Genomic DNA, 23,099 nt, shown 5'->3' on the forward strand with positions numbered 1-23,099 from the left:
GCCGATTATTCAGTAGTAGTAGCTTTGTCTTAAACAAAACTTTATATTTTTTGCTTGTTTCAGCCAAGAATCTGTATTAGGCTGTTTACTGTTAATGAAAATAGCTCTCAACAAATTTAGTTGAGACAGATTTAGAAGCAGAGCCAGCAGATTTATTCGGGCTGAAGAGGTTGGACTGTCAGGTTGAACTAGAGATCGATAGATTGAAAAGACTAGTGCCTAAAAGGACTAGAAATGAAAACAGAACACTTTTCGATGTAATTTTAGTTGGAAGTATTCGCTTTTTGATTAGTTCAGTCTATCCATTGTTTGTCATCAAGGGTGTATTGTCATGACTAATCGCATAGACTTTCTATCGTTCCAATTTTCAGCTAATAGCACCAATTTGTCTAAATATTTGAAATACTTCTTGTAGTTGATAATAAGTCGTACAGGCAGCACTACGACTTGACAATCGTATGTCTGCCCAAATAACAAGAAGCAAAGTTACACCTACAGCTAGCGGGTATGAGTCTCTACTCAATTAGACGTAAGAGGAGGCAGGTGCTTTTATTGTGCCAATCCCGTATTGATAGAAATGGTTCGCAAATGTTTACCGTCAGGAAAAGGTGTTTGGCTAGCCTCGCTGCGAAAAAACGAGTCCGATTAGCAGCAACTCCTCCAAAGTTGGCATGAATTACATAATCGTGGCGTGAAATTAGATCGGTGCAAGATTGACCGAGACTATTACCTGCATTACTCAGAAATAACATCCTCTAAACGCAAGTCAGATATATGGGAGTCAGAGATTAAATTGCACTGTTGAGGAGTCGCGATCTATGGATACCTATCAAGTGATGGATACTCTCAGAGCAATACTTACCGATTTAGGGATTCCAGAAGAGACACTGCATGAAAATACATTGTTACGCAAAGACTTACAGCTTGACTCCACTGAGACAGTAGAAATTGCTCTAGGACTGAAACGGGAGTTGGGAATCGGCGTGAAGCTGGAGACTCGGCAGGATATGACGCTAGCTCAAGTCTGTCATCTGGTCGTAGCGGCAATGCCTGCTAGTACTGAATCTGGCTAGTACAAGAAGGCAAGAGGCAGAAACAGAAGGGAAAAATGTACGTAGAATCAGAACTGACAGATGGAGTTGTGGGACTTGGTATAGATATTGCCTCAATTCACCGAATTGCCAAATTCATCGATCGCTACGATCGCGAAACTTTACTAATGTTGTTCACTCCTACAGAAATAGAGCGTTGCCAATCGAATTGCGATCGCGATCGGTCTTATGCAATTTGCTTTGCGACTAAAGAGGCTGTAGGAAAGGCGCTAGGTACTGGACTAGTTGGAATTGATTGGAATGAAATTGAAGCAAATATTACTCATAACAAGATCGCGATCGCTCTTTATGGCAAGGCAAGAATGCAAGCGATCGAACGAGGTATACAAACATGGATAGCTCAGTGGTTGTGTTGGGATGACCACATACTCGTTCATGTGCTTGCTTATTCAGAAGCGAGTCGTGAGTAACAAACTCGATTAGCTTTAATTAGAAGAATGCAGCAACAATTTGCAATTAGCAGAAATTGTAGAGGATGAGAAATAAAATGAGCGAGATTACAGAGCAATTACCCGAAATATTTAATGTAGCGGCTTATTTCTTAGAAAAAAATCTAGCAGAAGAATATAGTAAAAGAACAGCTTTTTACTACCAAGGCAAGGCATACACCTATACTGAATTGAATAGCTACGTGCGGCGCGCGGCTCAATTCTTTTCTAATTTGAATCTGGAACAAGAAAATCGCGTTGCTATTTTATTACCAGATATGCCGGAGTTTATCTTCGCATTTTGGGGTGCAATTTGGCTAGGGGTAGTGCCAGTACCAATTAACACTAGTTGTACCGTTGACGACATTCGTTATATCTTGAAAGACTCACGCGCTAAGGTCTTGTTAACTACTAAAGAATGGCAAGAGAAATTAACTCCCATCCAGTCTCAATTCTTGCATGATGTTCTGCTGGTCAATGGAGAGCGATCGTTTATTTCTCTAATTACTGAACAAGATAAACTACAATCTTGTGCTGAAACATCGAAAGACGAAGCAGCTTTCTGGCTTTACACTTCTGGGAGTACGGGTAAACCAAAAGGTGTAGTTCACGCACATCAGAGTATGGTGGTTTGTGCAGAACAGTACGGTAAAACTATCCTTGGCTTACACAAAGATGACATTGCGTACTCAGTTGCTAAAATGCCTTTTGCTTATGGTTTAGGAAATACTTTATATATGCCAATGGCAGTTGGAGCAGCTGCTGTTTTATCTGATGCTAACAGCATTTTTGATATTATCTCCGATCTGCAATCCTATCGACCTACAGTTTTGTTTGGCATTCCTAGCGTTTATGCTGGCATTTTGAACGTACACGAAATTTCTCCCCTCGATGTTTCTTCTTTGCGTTTGTGCGTATCTGCTGCCGAGCAATTGCCTAAAAGTATCTGGCAAAAATGGTCGGCAACTTATAACCGCGAAATTTGTGAGGGAATTGGCACTACTGAATTTTTGCACATCTTTCTTTCCAATCGAATTGGGGAGTGTAAACCTGGTTGTTCTGGTCGCTCTGTTGCTGGTTATGATGTTCAAATTGTGGATGAAAATGGTTCTCTTTGCCCTCCTGGAAAAATAGGCAATCTACAAGTCAGTGGAGAGAGCTTGATGTTGGGGTATTGGAATCGATTGCAGCAGACACGACAAGCGATTTACGGCAGTACTATGCGAACTGGAGATAAATATTTACGCGATGCAGATGGATATTTCTGGTTTATGGGGCGTAAGGACGAACTTTTTAAAGTCAATGGACAGTGGATTTCCCCGCTAGAAATTGAGGATGTTTTACATCAGCATTCTCAAATTTTTGAGGTAGCAGTAGTTCCTGAGTCCGATAATGGAGAACAATTAACTCAAGTTGTTGCTTATATCACTCTCAAACTAGGGCAAACACCTGAATCGGAAATAGAACAGAGCATTCGTAAATTTGCTAAACAGAATTTACCTCATTTCAAGGCTCCAAAAACTATTCATTTTGTGGAAGAATTGCCACGTACTTCAACTGGCAAAATTCATCGTCAGTTATTAAAGAAAAGCCTAAGCTTGTCTGGGCAAGCAAGTGTAAATTAGAGCGAAAAGGAGACAGTGAATGGCAACAGAATTAGAAACTGCGATCGCATATTGTGAAATATTCATACCTGGTAAACGTTCTCCCATTGAGGTTTTACAAAATCTCCTGAAAGCCAATCTTTTTTCCAAATACGTGATGTATGAAGGAAAAAATGAAGTCAGAATAGCTGGTAACGAGATAGCTAAAGTATCGGTCAGTCAGGAGATTGTTTCAATAGAAGGTTTAGGAAAACATTATTCCGAACCAGTTAAAGATCCTTTTCAACAGGTAAAGCAACTACTTGCGTCCTTACCAATTAAAAATTGGACGGCATATGGTTACATAGCATTTGATATCGCTCGTTTTTATTCTTCTTACTCCAAAGCAATCGAGCAAGCACTGCTTTATTTTCTAATTCCAGAAATAGAACTTCGTTGCACGGAAGAAGGAATATATGTTAAAAGTACTAGTTCTTTAGAGTTAGTCCAAGAAGCTTTGTCGAGCGAGTATCAACCAATCGATTACGTCCCAGTATCTTTAGCAGCTAACTTTGGCGATCGCGAAATTTATCAGCAGCACGTTGACACTCTTACTCAAGCCATTCAACGCACCGAGTTGCAAAAGGCGATTATTTCTCGTTCCATGAAAATCGATGGCGATCTCGATGTACTTGGGACTTATATTGTTGGATCTAGAGTCAATAATGCAGTGCGATCGTACTGTTTAAACTTAGGAGACGTGCGAGCAGTTGGCTTTAGTCCTGAAATCCTGATGGAAGTTAATCGAGATGGTTTTGTGACAACAAATCCATTAGCAGGAACGCGACCGCGTGGTAAGAGTTTAGCAGAGGATAAACAACTAAATGATGAGTTGCTGCGAGATGCAAAAGAAGTCAAAGAGCATTCACTCTCAATTTGGCTGGCACAAAGAGAGATTGCTTCGCTTTGTTTACCTGAAACCGTACAAATTTCTAATTTCATGGAGGTGAAAAAGTATCGATGCGTACAACATTTATCATCTCAAGTTGGCGGTTGTCTCAAGCCAGAGCATACTTTGTGGGATGCTTTGAAGGTTTTATTTCCTGGAATTACAGTTTCTGGAATCGATAAAGCACAAGCTTTAGAGTGGATCGATCGCCTAGAAGACGAACCCAGAGGTATCTATGCTGGAGGTATTGGTTGGGTAGATAGCAATAATACGGCAGATTTAGCGATCGCCATTCGCTCAGTTTACCAGTACGGTAACAGTATCTATTTAAATGCTGGAGCTGGAATTGTGGCGGAATCAGTACCTCAAAGAGAGTACATCGAGTCCGTTAACAAAATGAACACCATGTTGACCAATCTTGTTTTGCATTCTTAATCAAAGCGAACGAGATCGGGATGAAAGCTGAGAATTTAGAAGATGACAATATCCTGTCAAAATTACCCATCTCTGAGCTTGAAACTTTGTACATCGTCGGTCACAGCTTAAAAATTGTAGAAACCAGACGGATTGCAAAGCTAATGGAACGATTGGGAGCGAGATTTGAAACTCAACGATTCACCCCTACAGAGCTGAATGTCATTGAATCTAACGCTAAACGTATCCAGTACCTTACAGGTCGTTTTGCAACTAAGGAAGCGATTCTTACAGTTCTGGGTCAAGGATGGAGTCAGGGTATTTCATGGTTAGATATTGAGGTGCAGCGAATGCCAACAGGTGAACCTTCCGTTGTCTTGTATGGTAATTGTCAAAAGATTGCGACAAAGCTTGGGATTAGAAAGTGGCTAATCAGCATCAGCCATGTGTCATCTTGTGCCGCAGCTTGCGCGATCGCTCTTGGTACAGGTTCAGAACCCGTTACTCCTAAAACTAGCGTGTCATGAGACAAATCACAGAGATTCTGTCTGCATTAGCAGTTGATTTTTGCGTCATTTTTGAGCGCGACCCAGCAGCCAATAACTGGTTAGAGACACTGTTTTGCTACCCTGGTTTTCAGGCTTTATTATTCTATCGCATTGCTCATTGGCTTCAGCAGCAAGGTATTCTGTTTATCCCTCGCTTTTGCTCTCATATAGCTCGGTTTTTGACTGGAATTGAGATTCACCCTAGCGCAGTCATTGGCAAAGGAGTATTTATCGACCACGGTATGGGAGTTGTAATTGGGGAAACAGCAATTGTTGGTGATTATGCCTTAATCTATCAAGGAGTGACTCTTGGCGGCACTGGTAAGGAGAGTGGCAAACGCCACCCTACTTTGGGAGAAAACATTGTTGTTGGCGCTGGTGCAAAAGTGTTGGGGAACATCCAAATTGGTAACAATGTCCGCATTGGAGCTGGTTCGGTGGTATTGCAAAATATTCCTGATAGTTGTACTGTAGTGGATGTACCTGGTCGGATTGTTTGCCAAGCTGGAGTCAAGCTAGAACCCCTTGCCCACGATCGCCTTCCAGATGTCCTGCTAGAGGAAATTCAAGCTTTAATCGCCCGCATAGAAGTACTGGAAACACAGCTTCGATCTGTACCAACTCTCTCGTATAGCACTGGAAGAGTAGACGGTTAGCGGTTGACTGTTGAGAGTCAACGTTCGCGCCATGCATTCCGTAATGACTGTGAAACTCAATCGCCATGAAACAACGTTCTGTCACGATCCACCATCCTGTGGGCATTCGTTCGCTCGCAGTTAGCTTTCCCAGCACCATTCGGACAAACGATTATTGGCTGGAGAAGTATCCCCAGTTGGCTAAAGTTGAGCCAAGACGAGCTAGACAGCAGAGGCATAGTCCTACCTCTGACACTTTTACCAATAATGGGCTAGATATTTGGTCGCAAGCAGTAGCGCCCTACTTAGCCGATCCTTTTCGGGGAAATGTCGAGCGGCGGGTACTGGGTGCAGACGAGTCAGCACTAACGCTAGAGGTTCGTGCTGCTAGAGAAGCATTGACAGCAGCAAATCTTGCTCCAACGGAAGTTGAGTTAGCGATCGCTTCTTCTCTTTTCTCCGAACAGATTACTCTTGGTCATGCCACCTACCTTGCTCAACAGTTAGAATTACACTGCCCTGCATGGAATCTAGAATCGACTTGCTCTAGCGCCTTAGTAGCGCTGCAAAATGCTTGTGCTTTGGTGCAAGCAGGAGCTTATCGCAACGTACTAGTCGTTGTTTCGCAAATTGGTTCTCAGGCGGTTGCAGAGGAAGATACTCTTTCACGATCGATGGGTGACGGTGCTGGAGCCTTCGTTGTCAGTTCCCTTCAACCTCAGCAAGGCATCCTCGGTATGAAAATTGTTCCGACTACCTCAACTTGCGGTGCTTACTCGTATGAACTGGTAGCAGACGCACAGGGCAAGCCGCGCATCTGCACGCGAACGGGCGAAAACGCTAGTGCGCTTGCCGAAACAGCCGTGGATTTTGTCCGTACCTGCTGTAAAGGAGCTGTTGCTGCTGCCAATCTCACCCTCGATCGAATTGACTTTTTCGCTTTCAATGCGCCTACAGCCTGGTATACTAGCGTGTGTGCGCGAGCTTTAGATATCCCTCCAGAACGCACGATCGATCTTTACCCTCGATATGCAAATATTGGTTCAGTCTTGCCTCTAGCGAACCTGTACCATGCCGCACAAGAGGGTAAGATTCGGGAAAACGATCTTGTTCTTGTCTACACTAATGGAGCGGCAGCTACAGCAGCAGCTACAGTCATGCGTTGGGGCGATGTGGCGTTAGGTGCGGCTCCAACTCCCCCGATCGACGTGACTCACACAAATTTGGTTCTTTGGCATGACAGCAATCTAGATAGAGACAATCGGCTTGTCGTTAGCAACGAGAAATTAGTTGGTTTATCCAGAGAAACCTTGTTGGCTACAAAATCAGCCCAACGACATCAGATATTACAATCTTATGTTTTAGAGTGGTTGGCTCATTCACTCCAACTGCCATTGACTCAACTCAACCCACAACAATCACTTGTCTCGTTACTCGATTCTTTACTAGCTGTGGCACTCAAAAGCCGAATTGAGTCCGATCTTGCAGTGCGAGTGCCAATGGAGAAATTTATCGGGAACAACACCATAGCTCATCTAGCTGAATTTGTGCTGTACCAATTAGCTTTAACAGATTTAGTTACCTCAAAACCAATTGTCGCCACAGAGGGCAATGAAAAGAGAGAGCAATTGAGCATCTAAATCAATTGTGTTGAATTGAAATTAATATTAGCCAAATGAGAGAAAACCCGTCATGAGCTATAACGGCAATAAACAATTTGATGTCATTATTCTGGGTTCTGGACTTGCAGGTTCGATTTTGGCGACTATTTTAGCAAGACATAATATTCGAGTTTTGACGATTGACAAAGGTACTCATCCTAGATTTGCGATTGGAGAAGCAATGACTCCCGATACAGATCTTATGATGAGTATTTTGAGTTATAAATATTCCGTGCCAGAAATCTCATACCTGAGTTCTTTTGAGAATATCTGTAACCATATCTCACCTTCTGCCTGTGGATTAAAGCGTTCTTTCAATTTCGTATACCATCGCGAAGGAGAAGAACAAACTTTGCAGGAAGCTAACAAAGTTGGCGTTCACCCTAGCAGCCATCTATTTCGCCAAGATATAGACCAATACATGGCAAAAGTTGCCGTAAACTATGGAGCTAAAATTTTAGAAAATACGAAAGTTACAGATATAAAAATAGATTTGCATACAGGAGTTGAAGTTGAAATTGAAAATGGCACTTCGTTCAACGCTAACTATTTAGTTGATGCTAGCGGTCATAATTCTTTACTGAGCCGTAAGTTAGAGTTGCAAGAAAATCCAACTCGATATAAAACGCATTCAAGAAGTATTTTCACTCACATGGTAGGTGTGAAAAAATATGATGATTGCGTATCATCTGTGAGAGTAAGTCAAGATAACTTACTATGGCATCAAGGTACTCTGCATCATGTATTTGATGGTGGGTGGATGTGGGTAATTCCATTCAATAATCACGCTCGCTCGACTAACCCAATATGTAGCGTAGGATTGAACTTTGATTCTAGGCGCTTTCCTAAAACTGATGTATCTCCCGAACAGGAGTTTCAAAATTTTCTAGCACGATTTCCTAGTATTGCCAATCAGTTTGAAGATGCTGAACCCGTGCGTAACTGGGTGTCAACAGATCGCTTGCAATATTCATCTCGTTCCTGTATGGGAGAAAGGTTTTATCTACTACCTCATGCAGCAGGATTTATTGATGCGCTCTATTCCTTTGGATTAGTCAATAGTTGTACGATTATTACTGCTTTAGCTGCTCGGATTATGAAAGCTCTAGCAGATAACGACTATTCCTCAGAGCATTTTGCCGATATTGAGTGTTTACAGCAAAAACTTTTTAATTACAATGATAACTTAGTAAACTGTTCGTATATTGCTTTTTCTAACTTTAATCTTTGGAATGCTTGGAGAAGAGTCTGGATACTGGGAAGCTTTGTGCGTCAGGCAAAAGCTGGTTTGAGAAAAAGGCTAAAGATTGCCGCAGGTAAAGGTAAAGAGTTAGCTAAAGATGATGAAAATTTAGATAGCCTAACCCCTAGTTATGAAGGGTTGGGAGAAAACTTTTTCCAAACAGCTACTGCAACAGTTGAAAAAGTGGAAGCAGGTTTACTATCTCCAGATGAAGCAGCCAGTCAATTAATGTCGGCAATTAATTCAATAGATTTTCTACCTCCTAACTTTTGGCGCATGGCAGATCCTCTACAAAAAGATGTAGATATGGAATCCGAACTATTTAAATCTGAATATTCGCGCTTTTTGTCTTGGGTGAAAACTGCTAAAAAACCAGAGATTAAGAAATATTTTGACTACGATACAGAAGATTTGTTAGCTGCTGTCAAGTTAGCTACAGCTAGTAGATAGGGGGGGAGAAATGGATTTGCATTCACTTTTAACCAATCTTTCCGATCGAGGCGTAAAACTATCTGCCGATGGAGATTCACTCTTAGTTGACGCACCAAAAGGGGCGATCGCTCCAGAACTGCGGCAGGCACTAACTGAGCATAAAGCCGAACTTCTGCTGTTACTACGGCAGCATAGCGCGATCGCAACAGTTGCCCTACCAGCAATTGCACCAGCCCTAACGCAGCGGTACGAACCTTTTCCCTTGACTGATATGCAACACGCTTTCTGGCTGGGTCGTAGTGGGGTATTCGATCTAGGTAGCGTTTCCAATCACGGTTATTACGAAATTGAGGGAAACGATCTAAACGTAGAACGCTTGAACTGGGCGCTACAACAACTAATTGCCCGCCACGATATGCTGCGGGCAGTCATATTACCTGACGGTCAACAACAAATTTTTGAATCCGTACCTGCTTTTGAAATTCAGGTTTTAGACCTGCGAGGACAGGACGAAGAAGCAGTAATCTCTCAACTAGAAGCAATTCGCGATCGGCTCTCCCATCAGGTGTTACCAGCCGATCGATGCCCCCTATTTGAATGTCACGCTACGCTGTTGGATCGGGGGCGCGTCCGGTTGCACGTTAGCTACGACTTGCTTGTATTTGATGCTTGGAGTTTGTTCCGCCTATTCGCAGAGTGGTTTCAACTTTACCAAAATCCTGACTTGGTGTTGCCATCTCTAGAACTTTCATTCCGAGATTATGTTTTGGCAGAGCAAAACCTGCAACAAACAGAATTGTACAGGCGATCGCAGGATTATTGGTTCAGCCGCTTAGACAGTTTACCTCCACCGCCAGACTTACCCTTAGCGAAGAATCCCAAAGAACTCAAACAACCTCGGTGTCGGCGCTATGATAGAAGGCTAGAATCAGCCGACTGGCAACAGTTGAAGCTACGGGCAACTCAAGCCGGATTGACCCCTTCTGGAGTCCTACTCGCTGCTCTAGCAGAAATTTTGACGCTTTGGAGTAAAAATCCGCGCTTTACAATCGACCTCGCCCTATTTAATCGCTTGCCGCTACACCCTCAAGTCTATGACATTTTAGGAGATTTCACCTCCGCCACTTTGTTAGCAGTAGACAATTCCATCCCCGCATCATTTAGCGATCGCGCCGTTCGCATTCAACGACAACTGTGGCAAGATTTAGAACACCGTTACTTCAATGGAGTGCGCGTAACGCGAGAACTAGCCCGCAGGCAAGGTACGGCTCCCAGCGCCATACCAGTTGTATTTACCAGCACTTTAGGCTTAGATTCTCTCGGTCAGGAAACTCAAACGTTTAGTCATTTTGGCGAACTAGTTTATGGCATCAGCCAAGCTTCCCAAGTTTGGATAGACGTACAAGTTTGGGAGGAAAAGGGAGCCTTAACTTTCAATTGGGATGTGGTGGAAGAACTCTTCCCTGAAGGGTTAATAGCTGATATGTTTGAGGCTTATTGCTCCCTGCTCAAACAACTGGTAACTTCTGAATCTGCTTGGCTGGCTCCTACTCGACAGCTCGTACCACCTGCTCAGTTGCTACGACGGGATGTTGTTAACGCCACGACAGTGCCAGTTTCTGAATCCACGCTGCACGCTCTATTTACAGCCCAAGTACGAGCAAGGGCAGAAGCAACTGCTGTCATTGCGCCTCAACGCAGCTTCACCTACCGAGAGATCTACGATCGCTCCAATCAGGTTGGTCGCCGATTGCGGCAGCTGGGAGCCGTTCCCAACCAATTAGTGGCTGTTGTGATGGAAAAGGGATGGGAGCAAATTGTAGCTGTTTTGGGTATTCTGGCTGCTGGAGCTGCTTACGTTCCTATCGATCCTGGTCTACCTCAAGAGCGCATACTATATCTGTTAGAAAATAGTGAGGCTAAGCTTGTTCTCACCCAATCTTGGCTGAATGAGACATTAGAATTGCCGGCGGAAGTACAACAACTGTGCCTAGATACTGAAGATTTAGCCGACGAAAGCACGCAACCGTTAGAACTAATCCAAACAGCCGACGATTTAGCTTACCTGATCTACACATCCGGTTCCACAGGTTTGCCGAAAGGAGTAGCGATCGCCCATCGCGGTGCTGTCAACACCATCCTCGATATCAACCAGCGTTTTGGTGTCAGTTCCGACGACCGAGTTTTAGCCCTTTCTGCCCTCAGTTTTGATTTGTCGGTCTACGATATTTTTGGCACGTTGGCAGCTGGAGGAGCAATTGTTCTCCTCGAAGCATCGTTAGAGCGAGAGCCTGCCCGTTGGTCAGAATTGATGGTGCAGCACAAAGTGACGATCTGGAACTCTGTACCAGCATTGATGCAAATGATGGTGGACTACGCGGCGGATAATCCTCAAATCTTAGCAAGTCTGCGGTTAGCCTTACTAAGTGGAGATTGGCTGCCGCTAGGCTTGAGCGATCGCCTTAAAGCCCTCGTGCCAAACGTCCAGACAATTAGCTTAGGGGGTGCGACAGAAGCATCGATCTGGTCTATTCTTTATCCAGTTCAAACCGTTGACCCAAGCTGGAAAAGTATTCCCTACGGTCGTCCGATGGCAAATCAACATTTTCAGGTGTTGAATGAATTACTCGAACCATGTCCCGTGTGGGTTCCAGGGCAGCTTTATATTGGAGGTATTGGTTTAGCAAAGGGTTACTGGCGGGATGAAGCTAAAACCACAACTAGTTTTATCACTCATCCTCTTACAGGAGAGCGTTTGTACCGCACGGGCGATTTGGGTCGCTACCTTCCTGATGGAAATATTGAATTCCTCGGTAGAGAAGATCTTCAAGTCAAGATTGGTGGCTACCGGATTGAGTTAGGGGAAATTGAGGCGGTACTGATGCAACATTCTGCCGTGCGGCAAGCAGTCGTCACTGTTGCAGGAGAACAATCAACTTACAAGCGCCTAGTAGCTTACGTAGTCCCAGAATGGGAAATTTCTTTAGAGGAACTGCGCTGTTTTCTAGGTGACAAACTACCAGACTATATGCTGCCGTCAGTTTTTCTATTTTTGGATGCTTTACCACTATCTGCAAATGGAAAAGTTAACCGTCGAGCGTTGCCTAGTCCAGATGGATTGTTGCAATTGGCAGTGACTTACGTAGCACCTCAGAACGAGATCGAACAAGGTATTGCTACTATTTGGCAAGAAGTCTTAGACCTAGAAAAAGTGGGTGTAAATGATAAGTTTTTTGAAATTGGTGGTAGCTCGTTACTGCTAACAAAAATTTATAGCAATCTCAAAAAAGTGATGCCAGATGCGGTACAATATTTGTCAATAGTCGATTTATTTAACTACTCGACTGTCAGATCTTTAGCTCAATATTTAAGCGCGAATCAAACAGCATCATCTTTACAGCAGCAAAGTGCTGAGTCGGATAAAGAATTAGCAGCAGGGAAAAATCGGCTCAAGCAAAGGTATAAAAAATCAGCCGCCATAAGTTGAGTCCAGTTTGAGGCAAGAAAATCAAGCTGTGTAGAGAGGCGATCTATCATTTCACAAATTAGACTTTGATAAAATTACTATAGCTTATGAATTCTGAAACTAATGGCTTAGAAATAGCAATAATTGGAATGTCAGGGCGTTTTCCTGGTAGTAAAGATATCGATGGATTTTGGAAAAATTTACTCGATGGAGTAGAACTTGTTTCTAGTTTTCCCGATCGCGTTTCAGATAAGTCCAAGCAGTCAAAGCAGAAAGTTAAGGTTGGAGCTGTCCTGCAAGATGTAGAACTCTTTGATGCTTCATTCTTTGGTTTCAATCCTAGAGAAGCTGAAATTATGGACCCCCAGCACCGAATGTTTTTAGAGTGTGCTTGGGAAGCTTTAGAAAATGCTGGGTATGACTCCGAACGAGAAAACAGAGCTATAGGAATATATGCTGGGGTCGGGATGGGATATTACCTGTACTATAACCTTTATCCTCACCGAGATTTACTGCAATCGATTGGCGGCTTACAAAGTCTGATTGGAGTAGATAAAGATTATGTCCCCAGCCGCGTTTCTTATAAACTTAATCTCAAAGGTCCAAGTATCAGTGTTGGCACAGCTTGTTCTAGTTCGTTAGTTGCAGTTCACTTAGCCTGTCAAAGCTTACTGGGCGGTGAATGTTATATGGCTTTGGCTGCTGGTGTTGCCGTTAAAGTTCCTCAGAATGAATTAACTTTATCTCCAGATGAAATTATTTCACCCGATGGACATTGTAGAGCGTTTGATGCCAAGGCAAACGGTACTCTAGGTGGCAATGGCATTGGCGTAGTTGTACTCAAAAGATTAGAAGATGCGATCGCAGACCGAGATTATATTTATGCAGTTATTAAAGGCTCAGCGATTAATAATGATGGAAGTTCAAAAATAGGCTACACCGCGCCCAGCGAAGACGGTCAAGCCAGAGTAATTCATGCTGCTCAAGTCATGGCTGAAGTCGAGCCAAAAACCATCACCTATATGGAAGCTCACGGCACTGGAACTCCTTTGGGCGACCCAATTGAAGTAGCGGCGATGACACGAGCGTTTAGGCTCAGCACCGATCGAAAAGGCTATTGTGCGATTGGGTCAGTGAAAACTAATGTCGGTCATCTAGATGCAGCCGCAGGAATTACTAGCTTGATCAAGACAACTTTGGCACTGCACCATAAGTTACTACCACCCAGTATTAACTTCGAGCAGCCTAATCCTCAAATTAATTTCGAGCATAGCCCGTTCTATGTCAATAACAAGCTGAGGGAGTGGCAAGCTAACGGCTCTCCCCGTCGAGCAGGCGTTAGTTCCTTTGGTATTGGTGGTACTAATGCCCATGCAATTTTAGAAGAAGCTCTTGTTGAATGCAATCAGGAGGAACGAGGGAGAAAATATCAACTTTTAGTGCTGTCTGCGAAAACTAGTTCTGCCTTAGAAGCGGCTACAACTAATTTGGTGCGGCACTTAAAACAGCATCCACAACTCAATCTACCTGATGTAGCTTACACCCTCCAAGTCGGTCGGCGGGAATTTCATCATCGCCGCATGACTGTAGTAGAAAACTTGGAAGACGCGATCGCCACCCTAGAATCAGCAACTCCACAAAGAGTCATGACACAGATTCAGGAGGACGATCGCTCTGTCGTGTTTATGTTTTCCGGTCAAGGAGCGCAGTACGCAAACATGGCGCGGGAACTCTACGAAAGTGAAGCGACATTCCAAGCAGAGTGCGATCGCTGTTTTGAATTGCTCCAACCTCATCTTCAGCTGAATTTAGCAGAAGTATTGTTTCCCACCACAGACACCCAAAATGCAGCACAGCAACTACAACAAACTGCGATCGCCCAACCAGCACTGTTTGTTATCGAGTACGCCCTTGCTAAGTTGTGGATGTCTTGGGGAGTGCGCCCCGTAGCGGCGATCGGTCACAGCATTGGAGAATACGTAGCAGCCTGTATCGCTGGCGTATTTTCTCTAGAAGATGCTTTAGCAGTTGTAGCAACTCGCGGGCGGCTGATGCAACAAATGCCACCAGGAAAAATGCTTTCTGTAGGTTTATCGACAGAGGAAGTACAATCTTTCCTCAATGAAAACCTTTCACTAGCAGCAAGTAACGCCCCCAAATTGAGCGTAATTTCTGGTTGTGAGCTAGCAATCGAGCAACTAGAACGCGAACTACAAGCACGGGGAATAGACTTTCGCCACCTGCATACCTCCCATGCTTTTCATTCTGCAATGATGGAGGCGATCGTCGAGCCTTTCACCGAGTATCTCAAAACGATCGATCTCAAACCCCCACAACTTGCTTTTATTTCCAATGTCACTGGTACTTGGATTACCACAGCAGAAGCAACAGACCAAAATTACTGGGCGCGGCATCTGCGCCAAAGAGTGCAATTCTCAGAAGGAATTGCCGAGTTATTCCAAGATGCCAAACGAGTTTTCCTAGAAGTTGGACCTGGACGAACATTAAGCACTTTAGCTAAACAGCAAGCACCTGGACGGGTTGTATTATCTTCCCTGCGTCATCCCAAGGAAGAACAGTCAGATGTTGCTTTCGTGCTGCACGCGCTAGGGCGGCTTTGGTTAACGGGGGTGCAGGTGGATTGGTCGAGATTTTCTGCTAGCGAACAACGCCGTCGCCTACCACTGCCAACTTATCCCTTTGAACGCCAGTGTTATTGGATCGATCCGCCTGCTGCGCTTCCTGCGGTACAGATGCCTCCAACTCCCCTAGAAAAAGAGAACTATATTCCCCAGGTCACAGCACAGGACAAACGCAATATTGCAGATTGGTTTTACGTCCCCAAGTGGAAACCTACTAATATTTCTCTCAATAAATCTTCAGATGCATCGATTTTGGGTTGCACTCTGGTATTTGCAGATCGGTGCGGCTTGAGCGTGCAATTATTAAAACAACTCAAACAACAGGGACAAAATGCGATCGCGGTGCAAATTGGTTCCGAGTTTGCACAGATCGATGAATTCACATATAGTCTCAATCCTCAAAACGGCAATGATTACAATGTCTTACTCAGCAAACTACGCGCCCAAAACCAGCTCCCCGCTACAATAGTCCATCTGTGGAATGTTACATCGCAAAGTTATGCCGGATCGGAACTGGCAGGAGTCGAACAAGCTCAATATTTAGGTTTTTATAGCCTGCTGTTTCTCGCTCAAGCAATTGGCAAGCAGAATGTGACGCAAAAGCTACAAATTGCGGTTGTATCTAGTAATATGCAGCCAGTTACTCAAGCAGAAATCCATCCAGAAAAAGCAACTCTACTTGGAGCCGTTAAAGTCATTCCTTTAGAATATCCAAATATCACCTGTCGCAGCATCGATCTATCTGTTGGGCAAAACGAGCAACTAGTCAACCAATTGCTAACAGAGCTTACAGCTCCTACTTTTGAGCAAATCAGCGCCTATCGCGACGATCGCCGCTGGGTGCAAGTTTTGGAACCAGTTCGATTAGAGGAAACCGCCGCCAAGACACCAAGACTGAGGGAAAGGGGAGTTTATCTGATTACAGGTGGACTCGGAGGAGTTGGGCTAGTGCTGGCGGAATATCTAGCGAAAACAGTTAGAGCCAAATTATTACTGATCGGGCGTTCTGCTTTTCCTGCTAGAGCAGATTGGCAAACATGGCTAGCGACTCACGACGAAAGCGATCGCACCAGTTATCAAATCCGCAAAGTGCAGGAACTAGAAGCACTAGGCGCACAGGCGATCGTCGCAAATGCTGATGTTGCTAATTTAGAACAAGTGCAACAGGCGATCGCTCAAGCAAAACAGCAATTTGGACAACTTAACGGCATTATTCACGCCGCTGGCGTTGCTGGCGGTGGTGCGATCGGGCGCAAAACCTTTGAGGCAGCAGAAAGAGTCCTCGCCCCTAAAGTCAAGGGTACAGTAGTTCTCGATACTCTGCTCAAAGACACCCAGTTAGATTTCTTTGTTCTCTGTTCGTCCCTAGCTTCAGCACAAGGCGGATTCGGACAGGTAGATTATTGTGCAGCCAACGCCTTTCTGGATGCTTTCGCTCACTACAAAACTACCACAGATGGTACATTTACAGTAGGGATTAATTGGGATGTATGGCAAGAAGTCGGGATGGCAGCAACGGCGAAGCGATCGCCAGCCAACTCAGTTACTAAAACTCAATCTCTAGCAGTCAACCATCCTTTATTCGACTCTTGCATTATTGAGAATTCCCAGGAATTTTATATTTCTAAATTGAGTGTTAGCAAGCACTGGATTCTGAAGGAACACAGGTTAATGGGAAAAGCAATGGTTCCAGGCACAGCTTTTCTTGAAATGGCTTTGGCAGCTTGGGCAAACCACACTCATCAACAAAATACTCGTGCGACTCAAATGAGGGAAGTTTATTTCCCAACGCCTTTAATTGTAGAAGACGATGTAGAAAAAGAAGTACGGACAATTCTGAAACAGAAGGGCGATCGCTTTGAGTTTAAGATTGTCAGTTACTTGAATTCAGAATCAGAGCAATGGTTAGAACACGCGATCGGTGAAATAACTTCTCTCGATGTAGATTCATCTCAAAAATTAGCGATCGCAGAACTGGAATCAAAGTGCAACGAAGGCAAAAATGTTATTCAGAACAATTATCACCCTCTCAAGGGATTTGCAGAATTTGGTTCTAGATGGAATAATTTAAAACAGGTTAATCTAGGACAAAATCGAGGTTTGGCTCTCCTAGAATTATCTCAAGAATTTATAGATGATATCGGTTCCTATAAATTGCATCCAGCCTTGTTTGATTTAGCGGTTCATTTTTTAGTTGATGAGTTTAGAGGCGAAAGCTATTATCTACCTTTTTCTTACAAAAAGCTAACAATTAAAGGCTCTTTGCCAGCAAAAATTTATAGCTACAGCCGTTTATTGGATCGTTCTCCGTCAGGAAATTTAAAATTCAATCTTACGATTTTAGACGACCTGGGAACAGAACTGATAGAAATTGAAGATTATACTTTGAGGCAATTCCATGACACCAAGCAACACAGTCTCTCTCTCTCAAAGTAAAGATATTGCCACTATTCCTGACAGCGAAAACTTTTTTCTACAAATCTCTCAACTTGGTTTATTGGATAGTCTTGAATTTAAAAGCGTTCAGCGCCAAAAACCAGACTGGGATGAAGTAGAAATCGAAGTTTGTGCTACTGGACTTAATTTTAAAGAAGTTTTACTAGCACTAGGTTTAATTCCTTGTTCGCCAGATGTTCAGATTGAATTTGGTTTAGAGTGTACCGGAAAAATAGTAGCAGTAGGGGAAGGAGTTGAAGGTTTTGAAATTGGCGATGAAGTTATTGCCTTTGGTTCTTCATGTTTTAGCAAATTCATTACAATTTCCGCTCAGTGCGTAACACTAAAACCAATTCATCTCAGCCTAGAAGCAGCAGCAACGATCCCAGTTGCTTTTATGACAGCGTATTACGCCCTAATAACATTGGGTAGGCTGAGTAAAGGCGATCGCATTCTGATTCATGCTGCTACTGGTGGTGTAGGGTTGGCTGCCGTACAAATTGCTCAATGGATAGGAGCAGAAATTTTTGCTACGGCTGGCAATCCTGAAAAACAGGAATTTTTGCGCTCTTTGGGTATTGAGCATATTATGAATTCTCGCTCTTTAGCTTTTGCTGAAGAAGTGATGCAGCGCAGTATTGGCAAAGGAGTAGATGTAGTTTTAAACTCACTAGGAGGTGAAGCTATCTCTAAAAATCTGAAAATTTTAGCACCCTATGGACGCTTTTTAGAACTAGGACGAAGAGATATTTTAAAGAATAGTCAACTGAGCCTACTACCTTTTGAAAATAACATATCATTCTTTGCTATTAATATCGAACCAGATCGTCCTCAATTCAGAGGGATATGGCGCGAAATAGTGCAGCATTTTCAAGTTAACAACTTCCGCCCCCTACCCCATCATATATTTCCCATCGAGTCAGTGACTCGTGCTTTTGAGTATATGTCTGAAGCCAAGCATATTGGCAAAGTTATTGTCTCTTTTCAAGGAAAAGAAGAACAAAGAAAATCTATTGTAGTAACTCCAGGTATCAATCGAGGAAACTTACCTCAAGTAGGACTATTACCTACAGAAGGAGTCGATATTTTTAGTCGCATATTAGGCAGTACGCTACCTCAAGTTTTAGTCTCAACTCGCAATCTTGTACTTGAAAACAAGCAAGAGAATACAGACACAGTAGTAGATTCAGAGCGGCTTGACTCATCTAAACAAACATATCCGCGACCGGAACTGAGTAGTTCTTATATTATTTCAAGAAACGAAACCGAGCAAAAGATTATCGAGATTTGGCAAGAATATCTAGGTATAGAGCCAATAGGTATTCACGATGATTTTTTTGAACTGGGGGGACATTCTCTACTTGCAACCCGCCTCGTAACCAAGTTGAGTTCTGTTTTTGGTGTAGAACTGCTTTTAAGCCAGTTGTTTGAGTCTCCCACTGTGGCTAGTTTAGCTGCGGCAATTGGCACAGAAGCAATACAGGAGACAAAACAGCCGGATGTAGCTAATTCCCTACCTGCGATCGCGCTTGCTCCAGAACAGCGATTTCAACCGTTTCCCTTGACGGAAGTTCAACAAGCTTACTGGATCGGTCGCAGTAGCGATTTTGCATTGGGTAACGTCTCAACTCATTTCTACGGCGAATTTGACTGCATCGATTTAGACATCGATCGCTATAACCGAGCTTGGCAGAGGTTGATTTCGCGACACGAGATGCTGAGAGCAATTGTACGTCCTGACGGGCAGCAACAAATTCTAGAGCAAGTCCCGCCTTTTCAAATTCAAGTCCAAGACTTACGGGGAAAAAGTCAGGAAGAGATCGAATTAGAAATAGAGCAGGTGCGCGATCGCCTATCTCACCAAGTCATACCCAGCGATCGCTTTCCCTTGTTTGAAATCTGTGTATCTTTGTTAGATGCTGGGCGAGTGCGGATTCACATCAGCTTCGATGCTTTAATTGCAGATTTGAGGAGTATTGAAATTATTCTGCAACAGCTGTATGAAATCTACCAAAATCCTCATGTTTCCCTGAAAAGCAGCGAACTTTCATTTCGAGATTATGTTTTAGCCTTAGAAAAACTGCAAATTTCTGAAAACTATCAGCGTGCATTAGATTACTGGCTGCATCGCTTACCCCAATTACCGCCTGCACCAGAATTACCACTGGTGAAAAATCTTGCTGCGATCGGTCGATCGCGATTCCATCGTCGGATTCACAAACTAGATGCAGAAATTTGGGGACGATTGAAGCATCGAGTCAGTCAGTCTAACTTAACTCCTTCAGGATTGTTGATTGCAGCTTTTGCCGAAGTGCTGACAATATGGAGCAGGCGATCGCAATTCACTCTTAACTTAACCCTCTTCAATCGTCTGCCACTCCATCCTGAAGTTGACGAAATAGTAGGAGATTTTACCTCCTTAACTTTATTAGCAGTTGATAACTCCCAAGCCGAATCTTTTGAAATTCGCGCCCAACGCCTGCAAAAACAGCTATGGGAAGATTTAGACCGTAGCTACGTCAGCGGCGTGCGAGTTCTGCGGGAGTGGAGCAAAATTCAAGGCGGGGGTGGCATTCTCATGCCCGTGGTATTTACTAGTAACCTCGTCCAACAAGGCGCAGCATCGCAACCTTCAGCAATTAGTAAGTTTGGTGAGTTAGTTTATAGTGTCAGCCAGACACCCCAAGTCATATTAGACCATCAGGTTTATGAAGATGGGGGAACGCTAGTTTTAAATTGGGATAGCGTGGATGAGGTGTTCCCAGAGGGGCTGCTGGACGATATGTTCGCTGCTTATTGCGATCTCCTACGGCAGTTAGCGACGACAGAGACGGCTTGGCAGGCAACAAAGCGGCAAGTCCAATTAACACAACAGTCGAGCAATTTCACTGATGCTCCCATTCCAGAAGGACTACTCCACACCAAGTTTTTCCAGCAGGTGCAACAGCAACCGGATCGAGTGGCAGTAGTGGCATCTAATCGCACTTTGACATACCGCGAGTTGTTCTGCTGCGTTAATCGAATCGGGCATCGCTTGCGAAATTTGGGAGCAACTCCCAACCAGTTAGTTGCCGTGGTGATGGAAAAAGGCTGGGAGCAGGTGGTTGCCGTGTTGGGAATCCTCACTGCTGGAGCCGCCTATTTACCCATCGACCCAGACTTACCGCAAGAGCGGATTGCTTATCTGTTGGAAAATAGCGCCGCTAACATCGTGCTGAGTCAATCTTGGCTGATTGAGAAATTAAAGTTACCCGCAGGAATTGAGAGAATTTGCCTAGATACAGCTGAACTGGATCGGGAAAGCGACGAGTCTTTAGAGGCTGTGCAACAACCAACAGATTTAGCTTATGTCATTTACACCTCTGGTTCGACTGGTTTACCTAAAGGTGTGGCAATCGACCATCGAGGGGCGTTAAATACTATTGTCGATATTAACCAACGGTTTCAAATTGGTGCTGAGGATCGGGTACTGGCGGTTTCAGCGTTGAGTTTTGACTTGTCAGTTTACGATATTTTTGGCACGTTAGCAGCGGGTGGAACTATTGCGATCCCCGATGCGATCGCTGCTAAAGATCCGGCACATTGGGCAGAATTAGTCGTGCGCGATCGCGTGACTGTCTGGAACTCCGTACCCGCTTTAATGCAGTTATTCGTTGACCATGTAGCAGCACAGCCAGTTCAACTTGAAACACTGCGCTTAGTGCTGTTGAGTGGCGATTGGCTACCGCTGACTTTACCTCCTCGCATCAAGGATTTAATGCCAACGGTCGAGGTTATTAGTTTAGGCGGTGCAACCGAAGCTTCGATCTGGTCGATTCTCTACCCCATTGCAGACATCGATCCAGCTTGGAAAAGTATCCCCTACGGACGACCGATGCAAAATCAGCGTTTCTACGTCTTAAATGAGATGCTAGAACCTTGTCCGGTGTGGGTGTCGGGGCAGTTATATATTGGTGGAATCGGACTAGCTCAAGGCTATTGGCGCGATGAGGAAAAAACTGCTGCTAGCTTTATCACCCATCCAGAAACGGGCGATCGCCTTTATCGGACTGGTGACTTAGGGCGCTATCTACCTGATGGTAATATTGAATTTTTAGGACGAGAGGATTTTCAACTCAAGGTTCGCGGCTACCGGATTGAAGCTGGAGAAATTGAAGCGGCTCTGATGCAACATTCGCAAGTTCGTGCAGCAGTTGTCACAGCTATGCGAGAACGAGGAAACGAACAATTAGTAGCATATGTAGTTCCTGAAAGCTCAGAACCCGCTAAACAAATTGATTTTTTAGTCGATCGGCAAGCCAAAAACTTAATTTTAGATCCAGTCGATCGCCTAGAATTTAGGCTCAAACAACCAGGCTTACGACAGATTAATCAAGAATGCAAGTGTATTCAATTGCCATTTCCCGATCTCGATCGAACTAGCTTACAAAAATACGTCAAACGCCAAAGCTATCGACAATTTAACTCCGCTCCAATTCCTTTAAAACAGTTTGTTGAAATTTTACACTGTCTATCACCAGTTAAGTTTGATGGTTCTCCTTTACCAAAATATCGCTATGCCTCTGCGGGACATCTCTATCCAGTTCAAACTTATCTGTATGTCAAGTCAGGCAGAGTTGAAGGAATAGAAGCTGGTACTTATTATTATCATCCAGTCGAGCGACAATTGATCTTACTTTCATCTGACACTCAGGTTGAAAATAGACTTTACAGCGAATACAATCAATCTATTTTCGATCGCTCGGCGTTCTCCTTATTTCTAGTCGGACAACTGGATGCGATCGCTCCACTGTATGGAGAATCAGCCAAAGAATTTTGTTTGTTGGAGGCTGGTTACATGAGCCAATTACTCATGACTGAAGCCCCCGAACATAAAATTGGGCTGTGTCCGATTGGCGATCGCATGGATTCTGCAACGATTCAAAATTTATTTGAGTTAGGATCGAGTCACGTATTATTGCATAGTTTTCTGGGTGGTCAAGTAGAACATACTCAAACAATACAATGGCTGCAACCAGAGGTTAAAGAGGACGCGCAAGACATTAACGAACAATTGCGTAGCTTCTTAAAGCAGAAATTGCCTGAATATACGATCCCTACCGTTTATGTCAATTTGGATGCTCTGCCACTGACATCTAATGGTAAGGTGAATCGGAAGGCATTACCTGCACCTATTACCCCTAAACTAGAAAAAACCTATGTTGCTCCTCAGACTCCTCAAGAGAAAATGTTAGCCCAAATTTGGCGTGAGGTGCTGAGCCTAGAGCAAATAGGCATTAACGATAATTTCTTTGAATTAGGTGGAAACTCTCTTCAAGCAACACAAATTCTAACCGAGATTCGTAAAAAATTACCGATGTTAGAAATAAGTCTGCGTCAGTTATTAACTGCTGCCACAATTGCAGAATTAGCTAGAGCTATTGAAGACAAATTAATTGAGAAAATTGCCAAATTGACAGAAGAAGAAGCCGAACATTTGCTACAACTCATCAATAACGGACTGCTTGCATAAGTCTATCTAATAGACAATTTTTGACCGCAAATATCAGC

11 protein-coding genes are annotated in these 23,099 nt (G+C 43.8%); all 11 read left to right on the forward strand.

The window, feature by feature from the left end:
- Positions 1–818 precede the first annotated feature (818 nt).
- The 11 genes from M5J74_RS19710 to M5J74_RS19760 all read left to right on the forward strand — a co-directional run bounded on the left by M5J74_RS19710 (position 819) and on the right by M5J74_RS19760 (position 23,061).
- Positions 819–1,073, forward strand: coding sequence for an acyl carrier protein (locus M5J74_RS19710; protein ID WP_015155639.1), 255 nt, complete (start codon positions 819–821; stop codon positions 1,071–1,073).
- 35 nt (positions 1,074–1,108) lie between these two features.
- Positions 1,109–1,522 carry a holo-ACP synthase gene (locus M5J74_RS19715; RefSeq protein ID WP_015155640.1) on the forward strand — a complete coding sequence of 138 codons (414 nt, stop codon included), beginning with the start codon at positions 1,109–1,111 and terminating at the stop codon, positions 1,520–1,522.
- 77 nt (positions 1,523–1,599) lie between these two features.
- Complete coding sequence (locus tag M5J74_RS19720) at positions 1,600–3,165, forward strand: benzoate-CoA ligase family protein (protein WP_250012880.1); 1,566 nt, start codon at positions 1,600–1,602, stop codon at positions 3,163–3,165.
- A 19-nt stretch (positions 3,166–3,184) separates the two neighbouring features.
- A complete protein-coding gene (locus M5J74_RS19725; RefSeq protein ID WP_250012882.1) occupies positions 3,185–4,507 on the forward strand; it encodes a salicylate synthase in 1,323 nt (440 codons plus the stop codon).
- Between the two features lie 20 nt (positions 4,508–4,527).
- The gene (acpS, locus tag M5J74_RS19730; RefSeq protein ID WP_250012884.1) at positions 4,528–5,013 is read left to right on the forward strand and encodes a holo-ACP synthase; all 486 of its coding nucleotides are present in this window, start codon (positions 4,528–4,530) and stop codon (positions 5,011–5,013) included.
- Between the two features lie 14 nt (positions 5,014–5,027).
- The gene (gene cysE / locus M5J74_RS19735; RefSeq protein WP_371934060.1) at positions 5,028–5,690 is read left to right on the forward strand and encodes a serine O-acetyltransferase; all 663 of its coding nucleotides are present in this window, start codon (positions 5,028–5,030) and stop codon (positions 5,688–5,690) included.
- A 65-nt stretch (positions 5,691–5,755) separates the two neighbouring features.
- Positions 5,756–7,309, forward strand: a complete 1,554-nt coding sequence (locus tag M5J74_RS19740; RefSeq protein WP_250012890.1) for a 3-oxoacyl-ACP synthase III family protein — start codon at positions 5,756–5,758, stop codon at positions 7,307–7,309.
- Between the two features lie 52 nt (positions 7,310–7,361).
- Positions 7,362–9,023, forward strand: coding sequence for an NAD(P)/FAD-dependent oxidoreductase (locus M5J74_RS19745; RefSeq protein ID WP_015155646.1), 1,662 nt, complete (start codon positions 7,362–7,364; stop codon positions 9,021–9,023).
- Between the two features lie 10 nt (positions 9,024–9,033).
- A complete protein-coding gene (locus tag M5J74_RS19750) occupies positions 9,034–12,492 on the forward strand; it encodes an amino acid adenylation domain-containing protein (RefSeq protein WP_250012891.1) in 3,459 nt (1,152 codons plus the stop codon).
- 86 nt (positions 12,493–12,578) lie between these two features.
- Positions 12,579–17,549: a type I polyketide synthase gene (locus M5J74_RS19755; RefSeq protein WP_250012893.1), complete on the forward strand. Its 4,971-nt coding sequence runs from the start codon at positions 12,579–12,581 to the stop codon at positions 17,547–17,549.
- On the forward strand, positions 17,512–23,061 hold the full coding sequence (locus M5J74_RS19760) for a non-ribosomal peptide synthetase (RefSeq protein ID WP_250012894.1): 5,550 nt from the start codon (positions 17,512–17,514) through the stop codon (positions 23,059–23,061). Before M5J74_RS19755 ends, M5J74_RS19760 begins: the two co-directional genes overlap by 38 nt.
- The last annotated feature ends 38 nt before the right edge of the window (positions 23,062–23,099 follow it).

This window comes from Chroococcidiopsis sp. CCNUC1, assembly GCF_023546805.1.
Taxonomy (GTDB): Bacteria; Cyanobacteriota; Cyanobacteriia; order Cyanobacteriales; family Chroococcidiopsidaceae; genus Chroococcidiopsis; species Chroococcidiopsis thermalis.